The organism is Candidatus Polarisedimenticolia bacterium, from assembly GCA_036004685.1.
GTDB lineage: Bacteria > Acidobacteriota > Polarisedimenticolia > Gp22-AA2 > AA152 > DASYRE01.
In genome coordinates this window covers 36,090-50,907 of record DASYRE010000025.1, presented here as the reverse complement: position 1 = coordinate 50,907, position 14,818 = coordinate 36,090, and the positions used below count along the sequence as shown (strand labels likewise).

The 14,818-nt window shown below is 68.8% G+C and carries 9 protein-coding genes; 5 read left to right on the top strand and 4 right to left on the bottom strand.

Going from position 1 to position 14,818, the window contains the following annotated elements:
* The first annotated feature begins 1 nt into the window (after window position 1).
* Both VGR67_05925 and VGR67_05920 read left to right on the top strand, forming a co-directional pair.
* Window positions 2-943, top strand: coding sequence for a tetratricopeptide repeat protein (locus VGR67_05925; protein ID HEV8335933.1), 942 nt, complete (start codon window positions 2-4; stop codon window positions 941-943).
* Entirely contained in the window at window positions 940-1,698 is a 759-nt protein-coding gene (locus VGR67_05920) for a Stp1/IreP family PP2C-type Ser/Thr phosphatase (protein ID HEV8335932.1), read from the top strand. The genes VGR67_05925 and VGR67_05920 overlap by 4 nt, the downstream gene beginning before the upstream one ends.
* 13 nt (window positions 1,699-1,711) lie before the next feature.
* Here the strand turns inward: VGR67_05920 and VGR67_05915 are convergent, their stop codons facing one another.
* Complete coding sequence (locus VGR67_05915; GenBank protein ID HEV8335931.1) at window positions 1,712-3,418, bottom strand: glycosyltransferase family 39 protein; 1,707 nt, start codon at window positions 3,416-3,418, stop codon at window positions 1,712-1,714.
* A 102-nt stretch (window positions 3,419-3,520) separates the two neighbouring features.
* Between VGR67_05915 and VGR67_05910 the strand changes: the two genes are divergently transcribed.
* Window positions 3,521-5,428, top strand: coding sequence for a DUF1736 domain-containing protein (locus tag VGR67_05910; GenBank protein ID HEV8335930.1), 1,908 nt, complete (start codon window positions 3,521-3,523; stop codon window positions 5,426-5,428).
* 6 nt (window positions 5,429-5,434) lie between these two features.
* On the opposite strand, the gene VGR67_05905 is transcribed toward VGR67_05910, so the two are convergent.
* Window positions 5,435-7,216, bottom strand: a complete 1,782-nt coding sequence (locus VGR67_05905) for a phospholipid carrier-dependent glycosyltransferase (protein HEV8335929.1) — start codon at window positions 7,214-7,216, stop codon at window positions 5,435-5,437.
* 146 nt (window positions 7,217-7,362) lie between these two features.
* On the opposite strand from VGR67_05905, the gene VGR67_05900 reads away from it, so the two are divergent.
* Window positions 7,363-9,147 (top strand): hypothetical protein, encoded by a 1,785-nt coding sequence (locus VGR67_05900; protein ID HEV8335928.1) that lies wholly within the window; start codon window positions 7,363-7,365, stop codon window positions 9,145-9,147.
* A 19-nt stretch (window positions 9,148-9,166) separates the two neighbouring features.
* Here the strand turns inward: VGR67_05900 and VGR67_05895 are convergent, their stop codons facing one another.
* Window positions 9,167-10,894, bottom strand: coding sequence for a CRTAC1 family protein (locus VGR67_05895; GenBank protein ID HEV8335927.1), 1,728 nt, complete (start codon window positions 10,892-10,894; stop codon window positions 9,167-9,169).
* Entirely contained in the window at window positions 10,891-12,123 is a 1,233-nt protein-coding gene (locus VGR67_05890; protein ID HEV8335926.1) for a tetratricopeptide repeat protein, read from the bottom strand. Before VGR67_05890 ends, VGR67_05895 begins: the two co-directional genes overlap by 4 nt.
* Before the next feature lie 231 nt (window positions 12,124-12,354).
* Here VGR67_05890 and VGR67_05885 point away from each other — a divergent pair, with 231 nt between their 5' ends.
* Entirely contained in the window at window positions 12,355-14,817 is a 2,463-nt protein-coding gene (locus tag VGR67_05885; GenBank protein ID HEV8335925.1) for a fused MFS/spermidine synthase, read from the top strand.
* The last annotated feature ends 1 nt before the right edge of the window (window position 14,818 follow it).

Here is a 14,818-nt window from a genome sequence, read left to right as displayed (position 1 = left end):
CATGCGACTGCTCAAGAGCGTGCGCAGCCATCTGGGAAACTATCACCTCAAGTCGGGCATCTATCACTTCTATCGCAACGAGTTCAAGCAGGCGATCGAGTTCTTTGCGAAGGCGCTGCAAACCCCGGAGAAGCTGGACGAGGCTGACCTCAAGATGACCCGGTACTACCTCACGCAGACGCACATCACCGCCGGGGAAGGGGCGGAGGAGTCGGGCGATCTGCGCCGCGCCATCGAGTGCTACGAGTCGGCGATCGCCGATTCCCCCGAATACCCCGATCTCCATTTCCGTGTCGGGCAGCTGCGCGTCCGGCTGGGCGAGATGGAGGAGGCGGTGGTCGCGTTCCGCCGCGCCGTCGAGGCGCACCCGGCGTACCAGGAGGCGCACGTCCAGCTCGCCTTCACCCTGCTGTCCTGCGCCCGGACGCAGGAGGCCCTCGCCGAATTCGAGCAGGTCCGCGCCCTGATGCTCTCCGCCATCGAAGAGCCCTACCGCGGGGCGCTGGAAGCCGCGTCCCGCGGCGATTTGGCGGAAACGGCCGAGCGCATGCGCGACGCCTTCCAGCGCCGGCCTCAGAGTTTCGCGTATCATTACCGCCGGGGGCTGAAGGCCCTGCAGGCGGGCCGCTTCGAGGCGGCCGCCGAGGACCTCGGCCAGGCCGTCCTGTTCAACCCGCGCTTCGCCGACGTCCACAACTACCTCGGAGTGGCCTTCGGCGAGTTGGGCGTAAGACCGGCCGCGATCGCGCAGTTTCGGCAGGCGATCGACTGCAACCCCGACTACCTGGCGGCGCGGCTGAACCTGGCGTTCACCCTCTCCGAAGGGAGCGAGGTCAAGGAAGCGGTGATGGAATTGAAGGCGGTCCTCTCCAAGGAGCCGACGAACCAGGCGGCGCGGGCCAAGCTGGAGGAGCTGAGTCCCGAGGAAAGGGTCCGGATATGAAGGTGACGGCGGCCGGCCTCTCCGACGTGGGGAGGAAGCGGAAGACGAACGAGGACAGCTACCACATCGATCCGGAGCGGGGCCTGTTCATCGTGGCGGACGGGATGGGGGGGCATGTGGCGGGCGAGGTTGCCTCGAAGCTGGCCGTCGACACGATTCAGGACTTCATGCGGATCTCTGACGACGACTCGGAGATCACCTGGCCGTTCGAGTTCGACGAGAACCTCTCGGCGGGACAGAACCGGATTCAGGCGGCCATCAAGCTGGCGAACCGGGAGATCGTCCAGCACATGCAGGCGAAGGAGGACACGCGGGGGATGGGCACGACCGTCGTGACCGCCGTCGTCGCGGACGACGCCTGCTACATCGGCCACGTGGGAGACTCCCGCGCCTATCTCATCCGGGACCACAAGATTCGCCAGCTCACCCGCGATCACACGTTCGTCAACGAGCAGGTGGAGAAGGGCTTCATGAGCCGCGCGGAAGCGGAGAAGCACCCGGCCCGGAACATCCTGACCCGCGCCGTGGGGAGCAGCGAGGAGCTGCACGTCGAGCTGAGCGAGACCCCGCTCAAGCCGGGCGACCGGATTCTCCTGTGCTCCGACGGCCTGAGCTCCATGGTCGAGGACGAGGCGATCCTCAAGACGGTGGAGAAACATCCCGACCCGAGCGAAGCCTGCCGGTCCCTCGTCGCCCTGGCCAACCAGAACGGCGGCTGGGACAACGTCACCGCCGTCCTGATCCAAGCCTCCTAACACTCAAATCAATTCAATGAACCTGATAAACGTAATAGGCGTGCCCCACCACCGCGGCCGGCTTCCGGTGCGATAGCCAGTTCCCCGCTCCTTCGCCGTAGAGCCGGACCAGCTCGGCGCGGGCGCGGGCGACGCAATGCGCGCTGAGGATGTAGCTCCCCGGCGCCGGGGGGGAGGCCAGCGCCCGGACGGAGATGGGCGTCCCTTGAATCCGGTAGTAGGAAGGCTCGCCGCTGCCGAAGTAGCAGAAGCGGTACCCTTCCATCGGATGCTCGCCGAGATAGTCCCGCAGCTGGATCAATCCCTGCCCCCAGTCGACGTTCGAGTCGTCGAGCCACTCCGTCCCGCGCGGCGGGATCCCCGTGATCTCGTTGAAGTACGAAAGATGATCCGGCCAGACGGCGGCGAATTCGACGAGGATCCAGACGAGCGCCGCCGCCAGCGCCCCTTTCGCCAGGCGCCGCCCGGCGGCGGCCGCGGGGACGAGCCGGGCAGCGAAGATGAAGAAGAAGGGAAAGCAGGGGATCAGGTAGCGCACCCCCAGGTTGTCGGCAGTCAGCGAGTAGCCGGCGAAGAACGCCAGCCCCGGAACGAGGAGAAAAGCCTCGTCGATGAAGGACGCCCGGCGGCCGCGCAAGAACACCACGACCGAGGCGGCGAGGATCAGCAGCGTCGGAATCGGCGTCTTCACCAGGTAGGCGATCAGGAGGTAAGAGCGCCAGCCTCCCGGCCGCAGCTCCCCGAGGAGATACGGGAGGTAGTTGGGATCGTGGTCCCGGTTCACGACTTGGTATCCCTTGAGGTAGAAAAGGGGATCGCCGGGGAAGAAGTAGAGGGCCCAAACCACCAGGAAGGCGATCGCGGTCATCGCCGCGACCCCGCCCAGGGAGAAAGCGACTCTTCCGAGCGGCGTTCCTCCCGGAAGCGCCCTCGCGGAGCCCGGCTTGGGAGGGCTCGCGGCGCGCCGCCCGCCTTCGCCGGCCTTTTGTTTCGACCCCTGAGAGGGAGCCGATCTAGGCGCGCCGCGCCAGGCCGCCAGGCCGGCGAGCAGGGCGGCGATCGGAATCAGGATCACCGCGGAGAACTTCGCGCCCAGCGCCAGCCCGAGGGCCGCTCCCGACAGGATCAGCCGCGGCACGGAAGGAGAATCGAGGGCGCGCCGCAACGCGAAGAGAAACAGCGTGGCGAAGAAGGCGAGCCCCACGTCGGTCGTCACCAGCTGTGCGTGCGCCGTCACCGTCGGATCGAAAACGTAGAGAAACAGGGCGAGAAGCGCGCCGGCGCCGCCCCAGAGCCGTCCCGCCCAGACCATGACCAGCGCCGCGAGGCCCAGCGACAGCAGCACCGCCGGGACGCGGCCCCAAAACAGGATCCGATCGGCGTCCTGGGTGTAAAGGAAGCGCTTGCCGAATCCCCACTGGAACGTGAGCGGCACCTGAGATTTCGCCAGCGTCGCGGCGTCGACGGGCATCACGACGTCGAGGAAGAGCAGCGGCAGGGCGCAAAGCTCCTTGATCAGCGGCGGGTGCTGCGGGTTGATCCGAATGTCGTGGGTCTTCCAATACGAATAGCCGGCCGGCAGGTGGGCCACCTCGTCAAACGTGGCCGACTTGCCGCCCATGATCACGAGGGGAAGGAGGAACGCGGCGCCGAGGAGAAGCGGGCCGAGAGCTGTCTGCCAGCGCGGACTTCCTTCGCTGGGCCTGCCGGAGCTCGACATGCGCGGATGCTATCACACGGTCCCAGGCCGCGAAAGACGGCCCGGTTGCCGAAGCAACGGCGCTGCGATAGGCTTCGCCACGCTGCGGAGGCCCCCTGCTTCATGCCGGGAAAAAAAGGACTTTCCCCTGCTCTCATCCTCCTGGCGATCACCTTTCTCGTCTACGGCAACTCCCTCCTCGGCGGCTTCGTCCACGACGACAAGCCGCTGGTGGCGCAGAACCTGCTGATTCGCGATCCCGGTAATCTGGGGCGCATCTTCGCGTCAGGCTATTGGACCACCCGGGACCGCTCCGTCCCGGAGCTGTACCGCCCGCTCGTCGTGGCCAGCTTCGCGATGAATCACCTCTTCGGCGGGTTGCGGCCTTTCGGCTACCACCTGGCGAACCTCCTTCTGCAGGCCTGGGTCTGTTGGCTGGTCTACCGCGTGGCGCTGGCCTTCGGCGGCCCCCCCTCCGCCGCCTGGGCCGCGGCGCTGCTCTTCGCGATCCACCCCGTCCACTCCGAGGCGGTCGCGCCGGTGGTGGGCAGGTCGGAGCTCCTTGGGGCGGGGTTCGCCCTCGCCGCGCTCCTGCTCCATCGCCGGGCCCTCTCCGAGCCGCCGGGGGCGGCAGCGCTCGTCCCGGCGGCCGCCGCCTGCTTCTTCGCCGCGCTTCTCTCCAAGGAGAACGCCCTGGTGCTTCCGGGATTGATGCTCCTCGCCGACGCGGGCTTTCCGCCCCGCGCCGGCGGCGCCCGGCGGTTGAAGGCATACGCCTCGTATGCGGCGACGGCGGCGCTCTATCTGGCGGCGCGGGTCGCGGTCCTCGGCGCGCTGGCCCGCAGCGACATCCGGACACTCGACAATCCGCTCGCCGGCGCCGGCTTCGTGACGTCGCGCCTCACGGCCCTGATCACGACCGGAAAATACCTCGGGCTGCTCCTCTGGCCTTTTCATCTTTCGGCCGATTACTCGCGGGATCAGATCCCCCTGACGACCGGGATCCTGGATCCGAGGCTGGTCGCGTCGCTGGCCATCCTTTCGGCGGCCGCCGTCCTCGCCGTCCTCGCCTGGAGCCGGTTCCGGCTGGTCGCCGTCGCGCTGCTCTGGTGGGCCGCCGCGCTCCTGCCGGTCTCGAATCTCCCGTTCCTGATCGGGACGATCTTCGGCGAGCGGCTTCTCTACCTCCCGTCGGTCGGCTTCTGCCTGCTGGGTGGCGCCCTGTTCTCCCGGCTGCATCGGAGAAAGGGCCGCCTGGCGCTCCTCCTGGGAACGGCGCTGCTGCTCGCCTTCGCCGCCAGAACGGCGGCGCGGAACCGCGTCTGGCACGATGACGCGTCCTTCGCCCTGGCCACCGCGCGGGACGCCCCGCGCAGCGCCAAGGCCCAATTCAACCTCGGCGTCTTTCTCGAGGAGCATGCCGACCTGCGCGGCGCGGAAGCCGCCTACCGGCGTGCCGAGTCGCTCGCGCGCGATTGGGCCGATCCTCCTTACAACCGGGGAGGGGTCCTGCTCCGGCTCGGACGCGCGGCCGAAGCGATCGCCGAGTACCGGCGGGCCGTCGCCCTCTCCGGAGAGCTGCGATTCGCCCTGAATCTGGGATACGCCCTGGATCGCGCCGGGCGCCACGCCGAGGCGGTCGAGCTGTATCGCCAGAGGATTCGCTCGACGGGAGAAGCGGCCGCCCTCTACAACAACCTCGGCGCCAGCCTGCTCGCGATGAGCCGGGCGGGGGAAGCGGCCGAGGCCTACCGGAAGGCGCTGTCGCTCGATCCGGCGAACGCCTCGTATCACGCCAACCTGGCGCTCGCGTCCGAGGCGGCCGGCGATCTCGCCACCGCCGAGGCGGAGCTGCGCATCGCGCTGGCCGCTTCGCCCAACTCCCCTCCTCTGCTGCGCAGCCTGGGGCTTCTCCTGGCGCGGACCGGGCGGCGCGAGGAGGCGGCGCAGCGGCTTCGGCGCGCCGATTCGCTGATCGCCGGAGGCCTCGATCCCGAGGCCCGGGCGGTCCTCGATGAGCTGTCGAATTGACGGGGATCAGGGCTGAGGGGGGCCGGAAAGCAGCGCCATGAGCCGGGCGGCTTCGGCGTTCGCCGGATCGATCGCCAGGACGCGCCGCAGCTCCGGGACCGCGAAAGCTTTCGGCCCCGCTTTGGCGTAGACCTCGGCGAGGCGCAAGTGGGCCTCGGCGTCCCCCGTCAGGTCGTAGGCGTAGATCGAGTAGCCGATCTTCTCGATCGGTTTCCTGGCGTAGAGCCAGCGAAACAGATTCTTGTCCTCGAAGTGGACCGCCTGGAGGCTGTTGACGCTGATGGCGAGGACCTCCCGCCCGCCTCCCGGCGGCAGAAGATCGGCGGGCGGCCGCTCGAGGTGGCCGAAGGCAGGCACGTATTGATAGCGGATCCCGTACGCCTCCGGCGGGGCGTTCCCGAAATAAGAGAGGTAGATCATCGGCAGCCTCTCGCGCTCCATGAATTCCTTCACTCCCTTGAGATCCTGCCCCCAGTCGATGTTGGAATCGCTCAGGTAGCGGTAGCCGTTCCCCGGGCCGCCCACCAGCTCGTTGAAATAAGCGATCTGGTGCGGCGCGGCGTGCAGCGAGGAGAGCGCCGTCGCCGCCACCGGAAGCCCCAGCGCCAGCGCCCTCCGCCAGGGAGTCCTGAAGCGCAGCGTCGCCAGGCGCGACGCGACGACGAAGAGAAAGGGATAGACGGGAAGGATGTGCCGGAGCCCGATGTTGATCCTTCCCCGCATCGCCGCGGCCACCAGGAGCGCCGCCGGTGCGAGCAGGAAGATCGCCTCGCGCCGCGTCATGGCCTGGCCTTGCCGGAAGAGCAGCAGGGAGGCGGCGATGAGCAGCAGCGATCCGACCGGGGTCTTGATCAGCAAGGCGACCGGAAAGTAGCTCACCCACCCTTCGGTCGAATACTCCCCCAGGAAAAACGCCTGGTGCCCGGCCTCCTGATGCGTCAGGACGCGGTTCAGACCGGTCCACCAGGTGCCCAGCCCTTGGAAGAAATAGACCGAGAGGACGGCCGCCAGCGCGACCAGGGCGGCGGCGAGCAGCGGGGGAAAAGACTGGAGCAGGCGCGGCCCCGCCCCTTTCAGCTTCTTCCCCGGCTTTCCGCCCGCCAGGGTTCCTCCCGTGAGGGCCAGCAGCACCGTGACCGCCGCGAGAATCCCCGCGAGGATCACGGTGGAGTATTTCGATCCCAAAGCCAGCCCCGCGGAAGCGCCGGCGCCGAGAATGCGGGGCCAGGAAGGGGCCTTGGCATGCTCCCAGAGAAGATACACGGTGAGAAAGATGAAGAGAGCCGCCCCCAGGTCGGTGGTCACCAGCGCCGCATGGGCGATCAGGTTCGGCTCGAAGACGGCCAGGCTCAGAGCCAGGATCGAGGCGCCGCGGCCCCACAGACGAAAAGCCCACCACCCCGTCAGCCCGGCGAGCGCCGCCCCGAGAAGCAGGTTGGGCATCCGTCCCGCCGCCAGGATCCGGTCCCCGTCCGCCCCGGATCGATACAGGAAGTCCCGGCCGATGCGCCACTCCTCCGCCTGCTCCCAAAGGCGCGCGTCGGGCTGGAAGGGAAGGCGGTAGAGAAAGGTGAGAGGCAGCGCGCACAGCTCCTTGATCAAGGGGGGATGCTCCGGGTTCAGGCGGAAATCGCGGCGGGCCAGATAGGAATAGCCGGCCGTGAGATGCACCGCTTCGTCGCTGGTCTGGGAATTGGCGCGGATGAACCAGAGGCCCTGGATCAGGAACAGAGCCAGAAGCGCGCCGAACAGCACCGCATGAAGCCGGCGCTTCGCGGAGTTCTTCATGACGTTTTTGAAATCAACGGAGTCGCCTCGATGCCGTCCGGGGGATGGGCCGCGGCCTGAGCCTGTTTCGCTCGACTCGTTTCTTGACGGAAGGCCAGTCCCGTTCTATATTTACGGGGATTACCCCGACCCGAGGAGCATTTGGAGTGAAGCTGAGAGCACGGAATATCCTCGTCCTCTGGATCTCCCTGTCGCTGCTGGCGCCGGCGGCTTTCTCGGCGTCCGGCGACGGCGATCTCCGGATCTCGGAGTTCATCAAGGAATCGCTCAGCGCTCCCGGCCCGCCAGGTCTGCAGCGCAAAGGGGACGGGATGGGGAGGACCCTCGACCTCCTGCTCGCCGGCAGGCCGCTTCCCATCGCCTGCGTCTCTCCACTCCTCCTCGAGCTGCGACGGCATCGGGAGAGCCTCCCCTTCCCGCTGCGCGAGTCGCTGCGCGCCCTGAGCTTCCGCCCGTCGCTTTCCCAGGAGGCGATTCACCAAAGCCGGGACGGCCGTTTCGTCATCCACTATACCGTGGACGCCCTCTCCCCCGATGCCATCGAAGGCGCCGACGCTGACCTGAACGGCACGCCCGATCCGGTCGACCGCGTGGAGGCGGCCCTGGCGCGCGCCGCGGAAATCCTGAGCGCCCGGATGGGATGGCCGCTTCCCGTGCCGGGACCGCGGGCGAGCCAGTACGACGTCTATCTCGTGAATCTCGGGACGGGGCGCGGCGGCTTCACGGCGCTGGATCGCGAGATCCCCGGGACCCCCGCCGACGACGCTTCCAGTCACATCCTGATCGACGCGAAGAGCGACCCGGCCCGGCTCGAGTCGGCCGTCGTCCACCAGTTCGCTCACGCCAGCCTCCTCGCCCTTTCGACCCGCGCGCCCGCCTGGTGGTCCGAGGCGACCGCTTCCTGGCTGGAAAGCAGCGTCACCGGAGATCCCTCGTTGCTGCGCGACGCCATGTCGCGGCGTCTGGAGCGGCTCGACCGGTCGCTCGTCGGCGACTCCCTGCTGCTGGCGCGCGGCAACTCCCTGTGGGTCTCTTTTCTGGCGGAGCGCCGCGAGGGCGACGTGCCGGCGGTCCGGCAGATCTGGCAGGAGCAATCGGTTCGCGGCGCCGATCCCCTTTCCGCCCTCCTCGACGAGATTCTCCGGAGAAACGGCGGAGACGGCTTGTCGGGCGCGTTTCGCGAGTTCACGCGATGGGCGCTGTTCACCGGACCGCGCGACGACGGCGAGCACTTCCGGCTCGGGTCTCTCTTCCCGCCCCTCGTCCCCCGGGCGACCCATGAGGTCTTTCCCGCGGCATCGGCCGGAAGCGAGAGCGTGGAGCCTCTCGGTGCGGCGGTCTATCGCTTCGTGGGAGATGGGAGCCGGGGAGGCCTTCAGGTCCGTTTCGAAGCGGAGGCGCCGGCGCGACTGGAGGCCGATCTCGTCATCACCCCCGCGGGGGGAAACCGCCAGCCGTACCTTGTGGAGATGGAGCCCGACGCCTCGGGGCGGGCGCAGGCCGGCATCCCGTGGCGCGGGGTGGCCGAGGCGATGATGATCGTCCGGAATCCCTCGACCGGCGGCACCCCGGGCCGGTTCCATTTCGCCGCCGAGATCGATCCCTTGTTCCCTTACGATCTCTCTTCCTTCGCGGCCCTTCCCGCGGCCGGCGGAGTCACGCTGCAGTGGTCGACGTCGGCCGAAACCGACCTGCTCGGCTGGAACGTCTACCGCAGCGCGGCGCCCGGCGGCCCTTTCCTGCGGATCAACCCCGTGACGCTGCCGAGCGGCGGGGACAGCCGTGAAGAGACCGATTACGTCTACCAGGACGCCTCCGCGCCGCAAGGGCACCGATACTACTACGTCGTGGAAGGGATCACCGTGCGCGGCCTGCCCGAGCGCTCCTTCCCGGTGTCGGCGGAGGCGGCCGCCGCCGAGCCCTTCCCCTGATCGCCGCCTTTGCCCGGACTTACCGTCTCGGCTTCCCCGGCAAGATCCCCTCCCCCGCCGGCTCTCCCTCCCGCAACACGTAGAAGCGATCGCCCTGGAGCCTTCCGTAATCCTGCTCCCGCCCGCCGGGCCACAGAACGCGCACCTTGTCCGCGGCCGGCTGCGCTCCCAGTCCGAAGTGCAGCGCCGTCTCGCCCTGACTGAGGTAGCTCGAGGCGCTGCGCACCTCCTGCATCTGGCGGGCTCCGCCGGCCGTCACCTCGACCCGGGCTCCGAGTCCGTCCCTGCCTTTTCGCCCCACGAGGCGAAGCGACAGGCGATGGGAGGCGCGCTCCGACTCGTTCCACAGGAGATGGGCCGGACGGTTGTTCGAGCTGATCACCAGATCGGGGTCGCCGTCGTTGTCCAGGTCTCCCACGGCGGTGCCGCGTCCCACGTCCCGCCTCCGGAAGTAATCGCCGGCTTGCGCGGAGATGTCGCGGAAGCGGCAGCCGCCCAGCGCCTCGAAGAAGAACGGCGTCTGCTCGAAGGTGATGGTGTCGGAATACAGCTCGACGTTGTCAAGGATGTGCCCGTTGGCGACGGCCAGATCGAAGTCGCCGTCGCCGTCGGCGTCGAAGAAGCTGGCGCCGAAGCCGAGGAACAGGAGGCTGACGGCGCCCAGGCCCGAAGCGTAGGACTCGTCGTTGAAGAGAAGATCTCCGACGTTGCGGTAAAGCGAGTTGTTCTCCTCGGACAGGTTCGTCACGAACAGGTCCTGCCGGCCGTTGCCGTCGCAGTCCGCCACCCCGATCCCCATGCCGGCGCGCGGCAGGCCGTTTTCCCCGAGCGCCACTCCCGCTCTCTGCCCGACCTCCTCGAAGGTGCCGTCGCCGCGATTGTGATACAGGAAGTTGGGCGTGGAATCGTTCGCCACGTAGAGGTCCTCGCGGCCGTCGTTGTCGAAGTCCCCCCAGACGACACCCAGCCCCTTGCCCGTCACGTCGTCGAGGCGCGCCGCCGCGCTCGCGTCGCGGAACTTTCCCCCGCCCTCGTTGTGGTACAGGACGTCGGGCAGGGCCCGGAAGTTCTGGGGATGGCAGTAGCTCCGGTAGCCGGGCTTCTTCTCGCCGCAATAGACGTTGTGGTCGAGCGTGAAATCCACGTAGGTCGTGACGTACAGGTCGGGAAGGCCGTCGCCGTCGTAGTCTCCGAAGGCGGCGCTGGCGCTCCAGGTATCTTTGCCGACCCCGGCGAAATCGGTGACATCGGTGAAGGTTCCGTCGCCGTTGTTGCGATAAAGGCGGTTCTTTCCGAAAGCCGTCACGTACAGATCGGGGTCGCCGTCGTTCTCGATGTCAGCCGCGGTGCACCCCATGCCGTAGCCGCTTCCTCCCAACCCGGCCCGGGCGGTGACGTCCTCGAACGTGCCGTCACCCCGATTGCGGTACAGGACCGAGCCGGCGCGGCCCGCGCGCGCCGGATCCACCGGCAGCGCCCCGCTCTGAACGAAGTAGGCGTCAAGCCAGCCGTCGGAGTCGTAATCGAGGAGGCAGACCCCGGATCCCAGGGTCTCGGGCATGTATTTCTGGCCGGTCGCGCCGTTGCGGTGGACGAAAACGATGCCGGCGCGGGACGCCCCGTCGGCGAAGCGGATGACCGAAACGGGAGGGGCTGCCCGCGCGACCGGCTGGGCCGGTGAAGGATCGCCGCCGCGGCATCCTCCCAGCGCCAGGGCGATCGCCAGGAGAGTGAGCAGCCGCCTCACTTGCCGGAAACCTCCGGAAGCTCCATGACCCCCGGCATGGGAGTGTTGATCCTCAGACGCTCGAACGCCGCCTTTTCCCGCAGGAAATCCCCCTTGCTCCCTTGCGCGTAGTAGATCCCGGCGAGGAAGTAGTGAGGCTCGGGAGACTCCGGGTTGCTGCGGGCGGCGCGCTGGAGGAGATCGATGGCTCCCGGAAGATCGTCCCGCAGCGCGCGGATTCGGGCCATCTGGGTGAGGGCGAAGTCATCGTCGGGACGGACGTCGAGCGCCCGCTTGAGATAGTCTTCCGCCTCGCCGAGCTTCTGCATCGAGAAATAGACGCTGCCGGCGTGCGCCAGCGCCTGCGGATCGCGCGGCGCCATCTTGAGAATCTCCTGGAACGCCTCCAGGGCCTCGTCCAGGCGCCCGGCGTTGTAAGCCTCCACTCCCTTCGAGCGCAGCGGGCCGACCTTCTGGCGCACCGATTTCCGATCGTAGATCTCCTGGAAGCGCTTCCGCGCCGCTTCCGCCTCGGCCTTCTTCCCCTGTCTTTCGTAGACTTTTTGCAGGTTGCTCACGGCCGATTGCGAGTCGGGATCGAGCTTCTCCGCCTGTTCGAGCGCGGCCGCCGCGCCGGGGAGATCGCCCGCCTGCAGGAGCGCCACGCCCAGCGCCGTCCGTGTCTCCGCGTCGGCAGGAGCGAGCCGCGCGGCCTCATTGAGCTCCGCCACCGCGCGCCCCACGTCCCCTTCGCGATAGGCGATCATGCCGGAGAGCCGCCGCGCGGTCGCGCTGACGTCGTCCCCTTCGAGGAGCGGCGCGCAGGCCTTCTTCGCCTCGGGCAGGCTCCCCTTGGCGAGCAGGACCTCGACCAGAAGCTCGCGGGCGCGGAGCTTGTCCTCCGCCCGGGTGGCGGGCGCGTCGAGGAGCTCGCGGAGGATCGCCTCGGCCTTCTCGAACTTGTCGTCCCTCTGGTACGCCCGGCCCAGCTCCAGGGCGATCCGGGCGGCAGAGGGATCGGCCTGCCGCGCCATCTCCAGAACCTTGATCGCTTCGTCGTTCTGGCCGTCCGCCAGGAACCGGATGCCGCGGTTCAAGAGCAGCCCGCCGCGCTCCGGCCCCTTGGGGAGGTTCTCGCCCAGCCCAGCTTCCGGAGGCGGGGAGGACTTGGCCTCCTTCCGGCACCCCGGGATCACGAGCGCCGCCGCCACGAGGGCGGCAAGAAGCGTGCAGGTTTTTGCAGGACCCATATCGACGAGCAGCCTGTGGAGTTCCTGTCATGAAGGCGAGACAAGATGATAGCACAGGGCAATTTCCGCCGCCGCGGGCGCCGCCGTTCCGGCCGCTCCGGCGAGCGGTCACAATGCCCAACGTAACTTGGTATCCTTACCGGGACTTGCCTGGCCCCGGCCGGTGAAGCGAGCCACCGCGCCCGGCGCCGGCGCCCGTGTCGTCGTCGAGCGCCCCCGGGGAACGACCCGATGAGATGGAAGAGAGGCGAAGAGATGCCGGCGCATGCCGAAGGACGAGTGAACGCCGCGCTCGGCGCTCTCTTTCTCGCCAGCGGCTGCGCCGCGCTCATCTACGAGGTGATTTGGATTCATCTTCTGCGCCTGGTCATCGGCTCTTCGGCTCTGTCGCTGGCGATTCTCCTGGCGACCTTCATGGGCGGGATGTTCCTGGGCAGCGTGCTGCTGCCGCGCGTCGTCCCGGGCGAGACCCATCCCCTGCGAGTCTACGGGGCGCTGGAGGTCGGCATCGGCTTGTTCGGGCTCTTCCTGCCGGTGGCGCTGCCCGCCGTCCGCTCGGTCTACTTCGCCTGGTTCGGCTACGGGATCCTCGACATCTCGTTGCGCGGGCTGGCGGCAGCCGTCCTCATTCTGCCGCCGACCGCTTTGATGGGAGCGACCCTGCCCGCCATCGCCCGGCGGTACCGGCGCGGACCGGGCGGGGCCTCCCGGATCGGGCTCCTTTACGGCGCCAACACCGCCGGGGCCGTCCTGGGCTGCGGCCTGACCGGCTTCTACCTGCTGCCGCGGTGGGACGTGGAGACGGCCACCGGCGTAGCCGCCGCCCTCAACTTCGTGGTGGGGGGAACGGCCTTGTGGCTGGCCCGGCGGGCCTCCCGGCGCGCGCCGCACGCCGAGCGAGGTCCGGCGGAGGAAGTTCTCCGAGCGGGCCCGCGGATCGGGATCGTCTACCTGGTGACCGGACTATCCGGAATGACCGCGCTCGGCAGCCAGGTGGTATGGACGAGGCTGCTGGCGCTGCTCTTCGGCGGAACGACGTACACCTTCGCGATCATCCTGGCCGTCTTCCTGGCGGGCCTGGCGATCGGCAGCGCCTGGGCGGCGTCGCTCCTCCGGCGCGGGCGCTCCAGCGTCGAGCTGCTGGCGCGCTGCCAGCTTCTCCTGGCTCCCGCACTGCTCTACGCCGCGTTCGTGATCGCCCGGCTCATTCCCTACGCCGCGCCGCTGCGCTTCACGCCGATCGGCATCGTCCACGCGCTCCACCTGCTGCGCTGCCTGGAGGCCGCGCTGCCGGCGACGCTCCTCTGGGGAATGAGCTTCCCGCTGGCGCTCGCCGCTGCCGCGCAGGACGATACCGGCCGATCGACCGGCAACGTCTACGCGGCGAACACGCTGGGCGCGGTCGCGGGGGCGCTCGGCGTCGGCCTGTTCGCGATTCCCCGGTGGGGAACGCAATGCTCCCAGCGCCTCCTGGCCGCCGCCTCGGGGGTCGCCGCGCTCGCGGCCTGCCTGGTCCTGCTCGGCGGTGCCGCCGGCCATCCGGACCGCCGTTCGCGAGCATCTCGGCGCGCCGCCCTCCTCGCGCCCACGGCGGTCGCCGTGGCGATCGCGGCAGCGGCGCTCATGCCGGCTCTGCCAAGCCAGTTTCAGGCGATCGGCAGGTACATCTGGAGATTTCAGCCGCGCGCCCTCTTCCCGTACGTCGAGGAAGGCGTCACCTCGACCGTCGCCGTGCGCCTCACTCCCGACGGGACCCGCCACTTCCACGTGGCGGGTAAGGTGGAGGCCTCCACCGCCCCCGCCGACATGCGCCTGCAGCGCCTGCTCGGGCATCTCTCGGCGCTCGTGCATCCTTCCCCCGGCTCGGTCCTGGTCGTCGGGCTGGGAGCGGGCGTGACGGCGGGATCCTTCGTCGTGCACCCGGAAGTCCGCCGGATCGTCATCTGCGAGATCGAGCCGCGCGTCGTGGGGGCCGCGTCGGGCTATTTCTCGGAAGCGAACCACGCCGTGCTCTCCGACCCGCGCGTCGAGGTGATCGAGGACGACGCGCGCCATTTTCTGGCCACGACCCGGGAGAAGTTCGACGTCATCACCTCCGACCCGATTCACCCATGGGTCCGCGGCAACTCGATCCTGTTTTCGCGGGAGTACTACGAGATCGTGAAGCAGCGGCTCAACCCCGGGGGCGTGGCGACGCAGTGGGTGCCGCTGTACGAAACGAGCGCCGAGGCGGTCAAGATCCAGATGCGGACCTTCTTCGACGCCTTTCCGGGCGGGACCGTCTGGAACTCACGCGCCGGCGGCGCGGGGTACGACGTCGTCCTGCTCGGTCAGGCCGAGCCGACCCGCATCGCGCTGGACGGCGTTCAGGAGCGCATCGACCGGAATCCGCGGCTGCAGGCTTCCCTGGCCGAGGTCGGGCTGGGAACGGCGGTCGATCTCCTGGCTTCCTACGCGACGCGCGCCGCCGATCTCGGGGAGTGGCTCGAGGGGACGCCGGTGAACCGCGACCTCAGCCTCAAGCTCGAGTACCTCTCGGGGCTGGCGCTCAATCTCCAGCTCGCGAACCGCATCTACGCCTCGATGGCCGCCTCGCGACGATATCCGCACGACCTCTTCGCGGCCACGCCGGAGGAGCACGCCCAGCTTCGCCAGCGCATCCTCAGGCCGTTCTCGCCCGCCGCCGCCCCATGAG

What these genes read in the sequence shown, in the direction of transcription:
- VGR67_05925 (HEV8335933.1), top strand. Translation starts at nt 2, where the DNA reads ATGCGACTGCTCAAGAGCGTGCGCAGCCATCTGGGAAACTATCACCTC.
- VGR67_05920 (HEV8335932.1), top strand. Translation starts at nt 940, where the DNA reads ATGAAGGTGACGGCGGCCGGCCTCTCCGACGTGGGGAGGAAGCGGAAG.
- VGR67_05915 (HEV8335931.1), bottom strand. Translation starts at nt 3,418, where the DNA reads ATGTCGAGCTCCGGCAGGCCCAGCGAAGGAAGTCCGCGCTGGCAGACA.
- VGR67_05910 (HEV8335930.1), top strand. Translation starts at nt 3,521, where the DNA reads ATGCCGGGAAAAAAAGGACTTTCCCCTGCTCTCATCCTCCTGGCGATC.
- VGR67_05905 (HEV8335929.1), bottom strand. Translation starts at nt 7,216, where the DNA reads ATGAAGAACTCCGCGAAGCGCCGGCTTCATGCGGTGCTGTTCGGCGCG.
- VGR67_05890 (HEV8335926.1), bottom strand. Translation starts at nt 12,123, where the DNA reads ATGGGTCCTGCAAAAACCTGCACGCTTCTTGCCGCCCTCGTGGCGGCG.
- VGR67_05885 (HEV8335925.1), top strand. Translation starts at nt 12,355, where the DNA reads ATGAGATGGAAGAGAGGCGAAGAGATGCCGGCGCATGCCGAAGGACGA.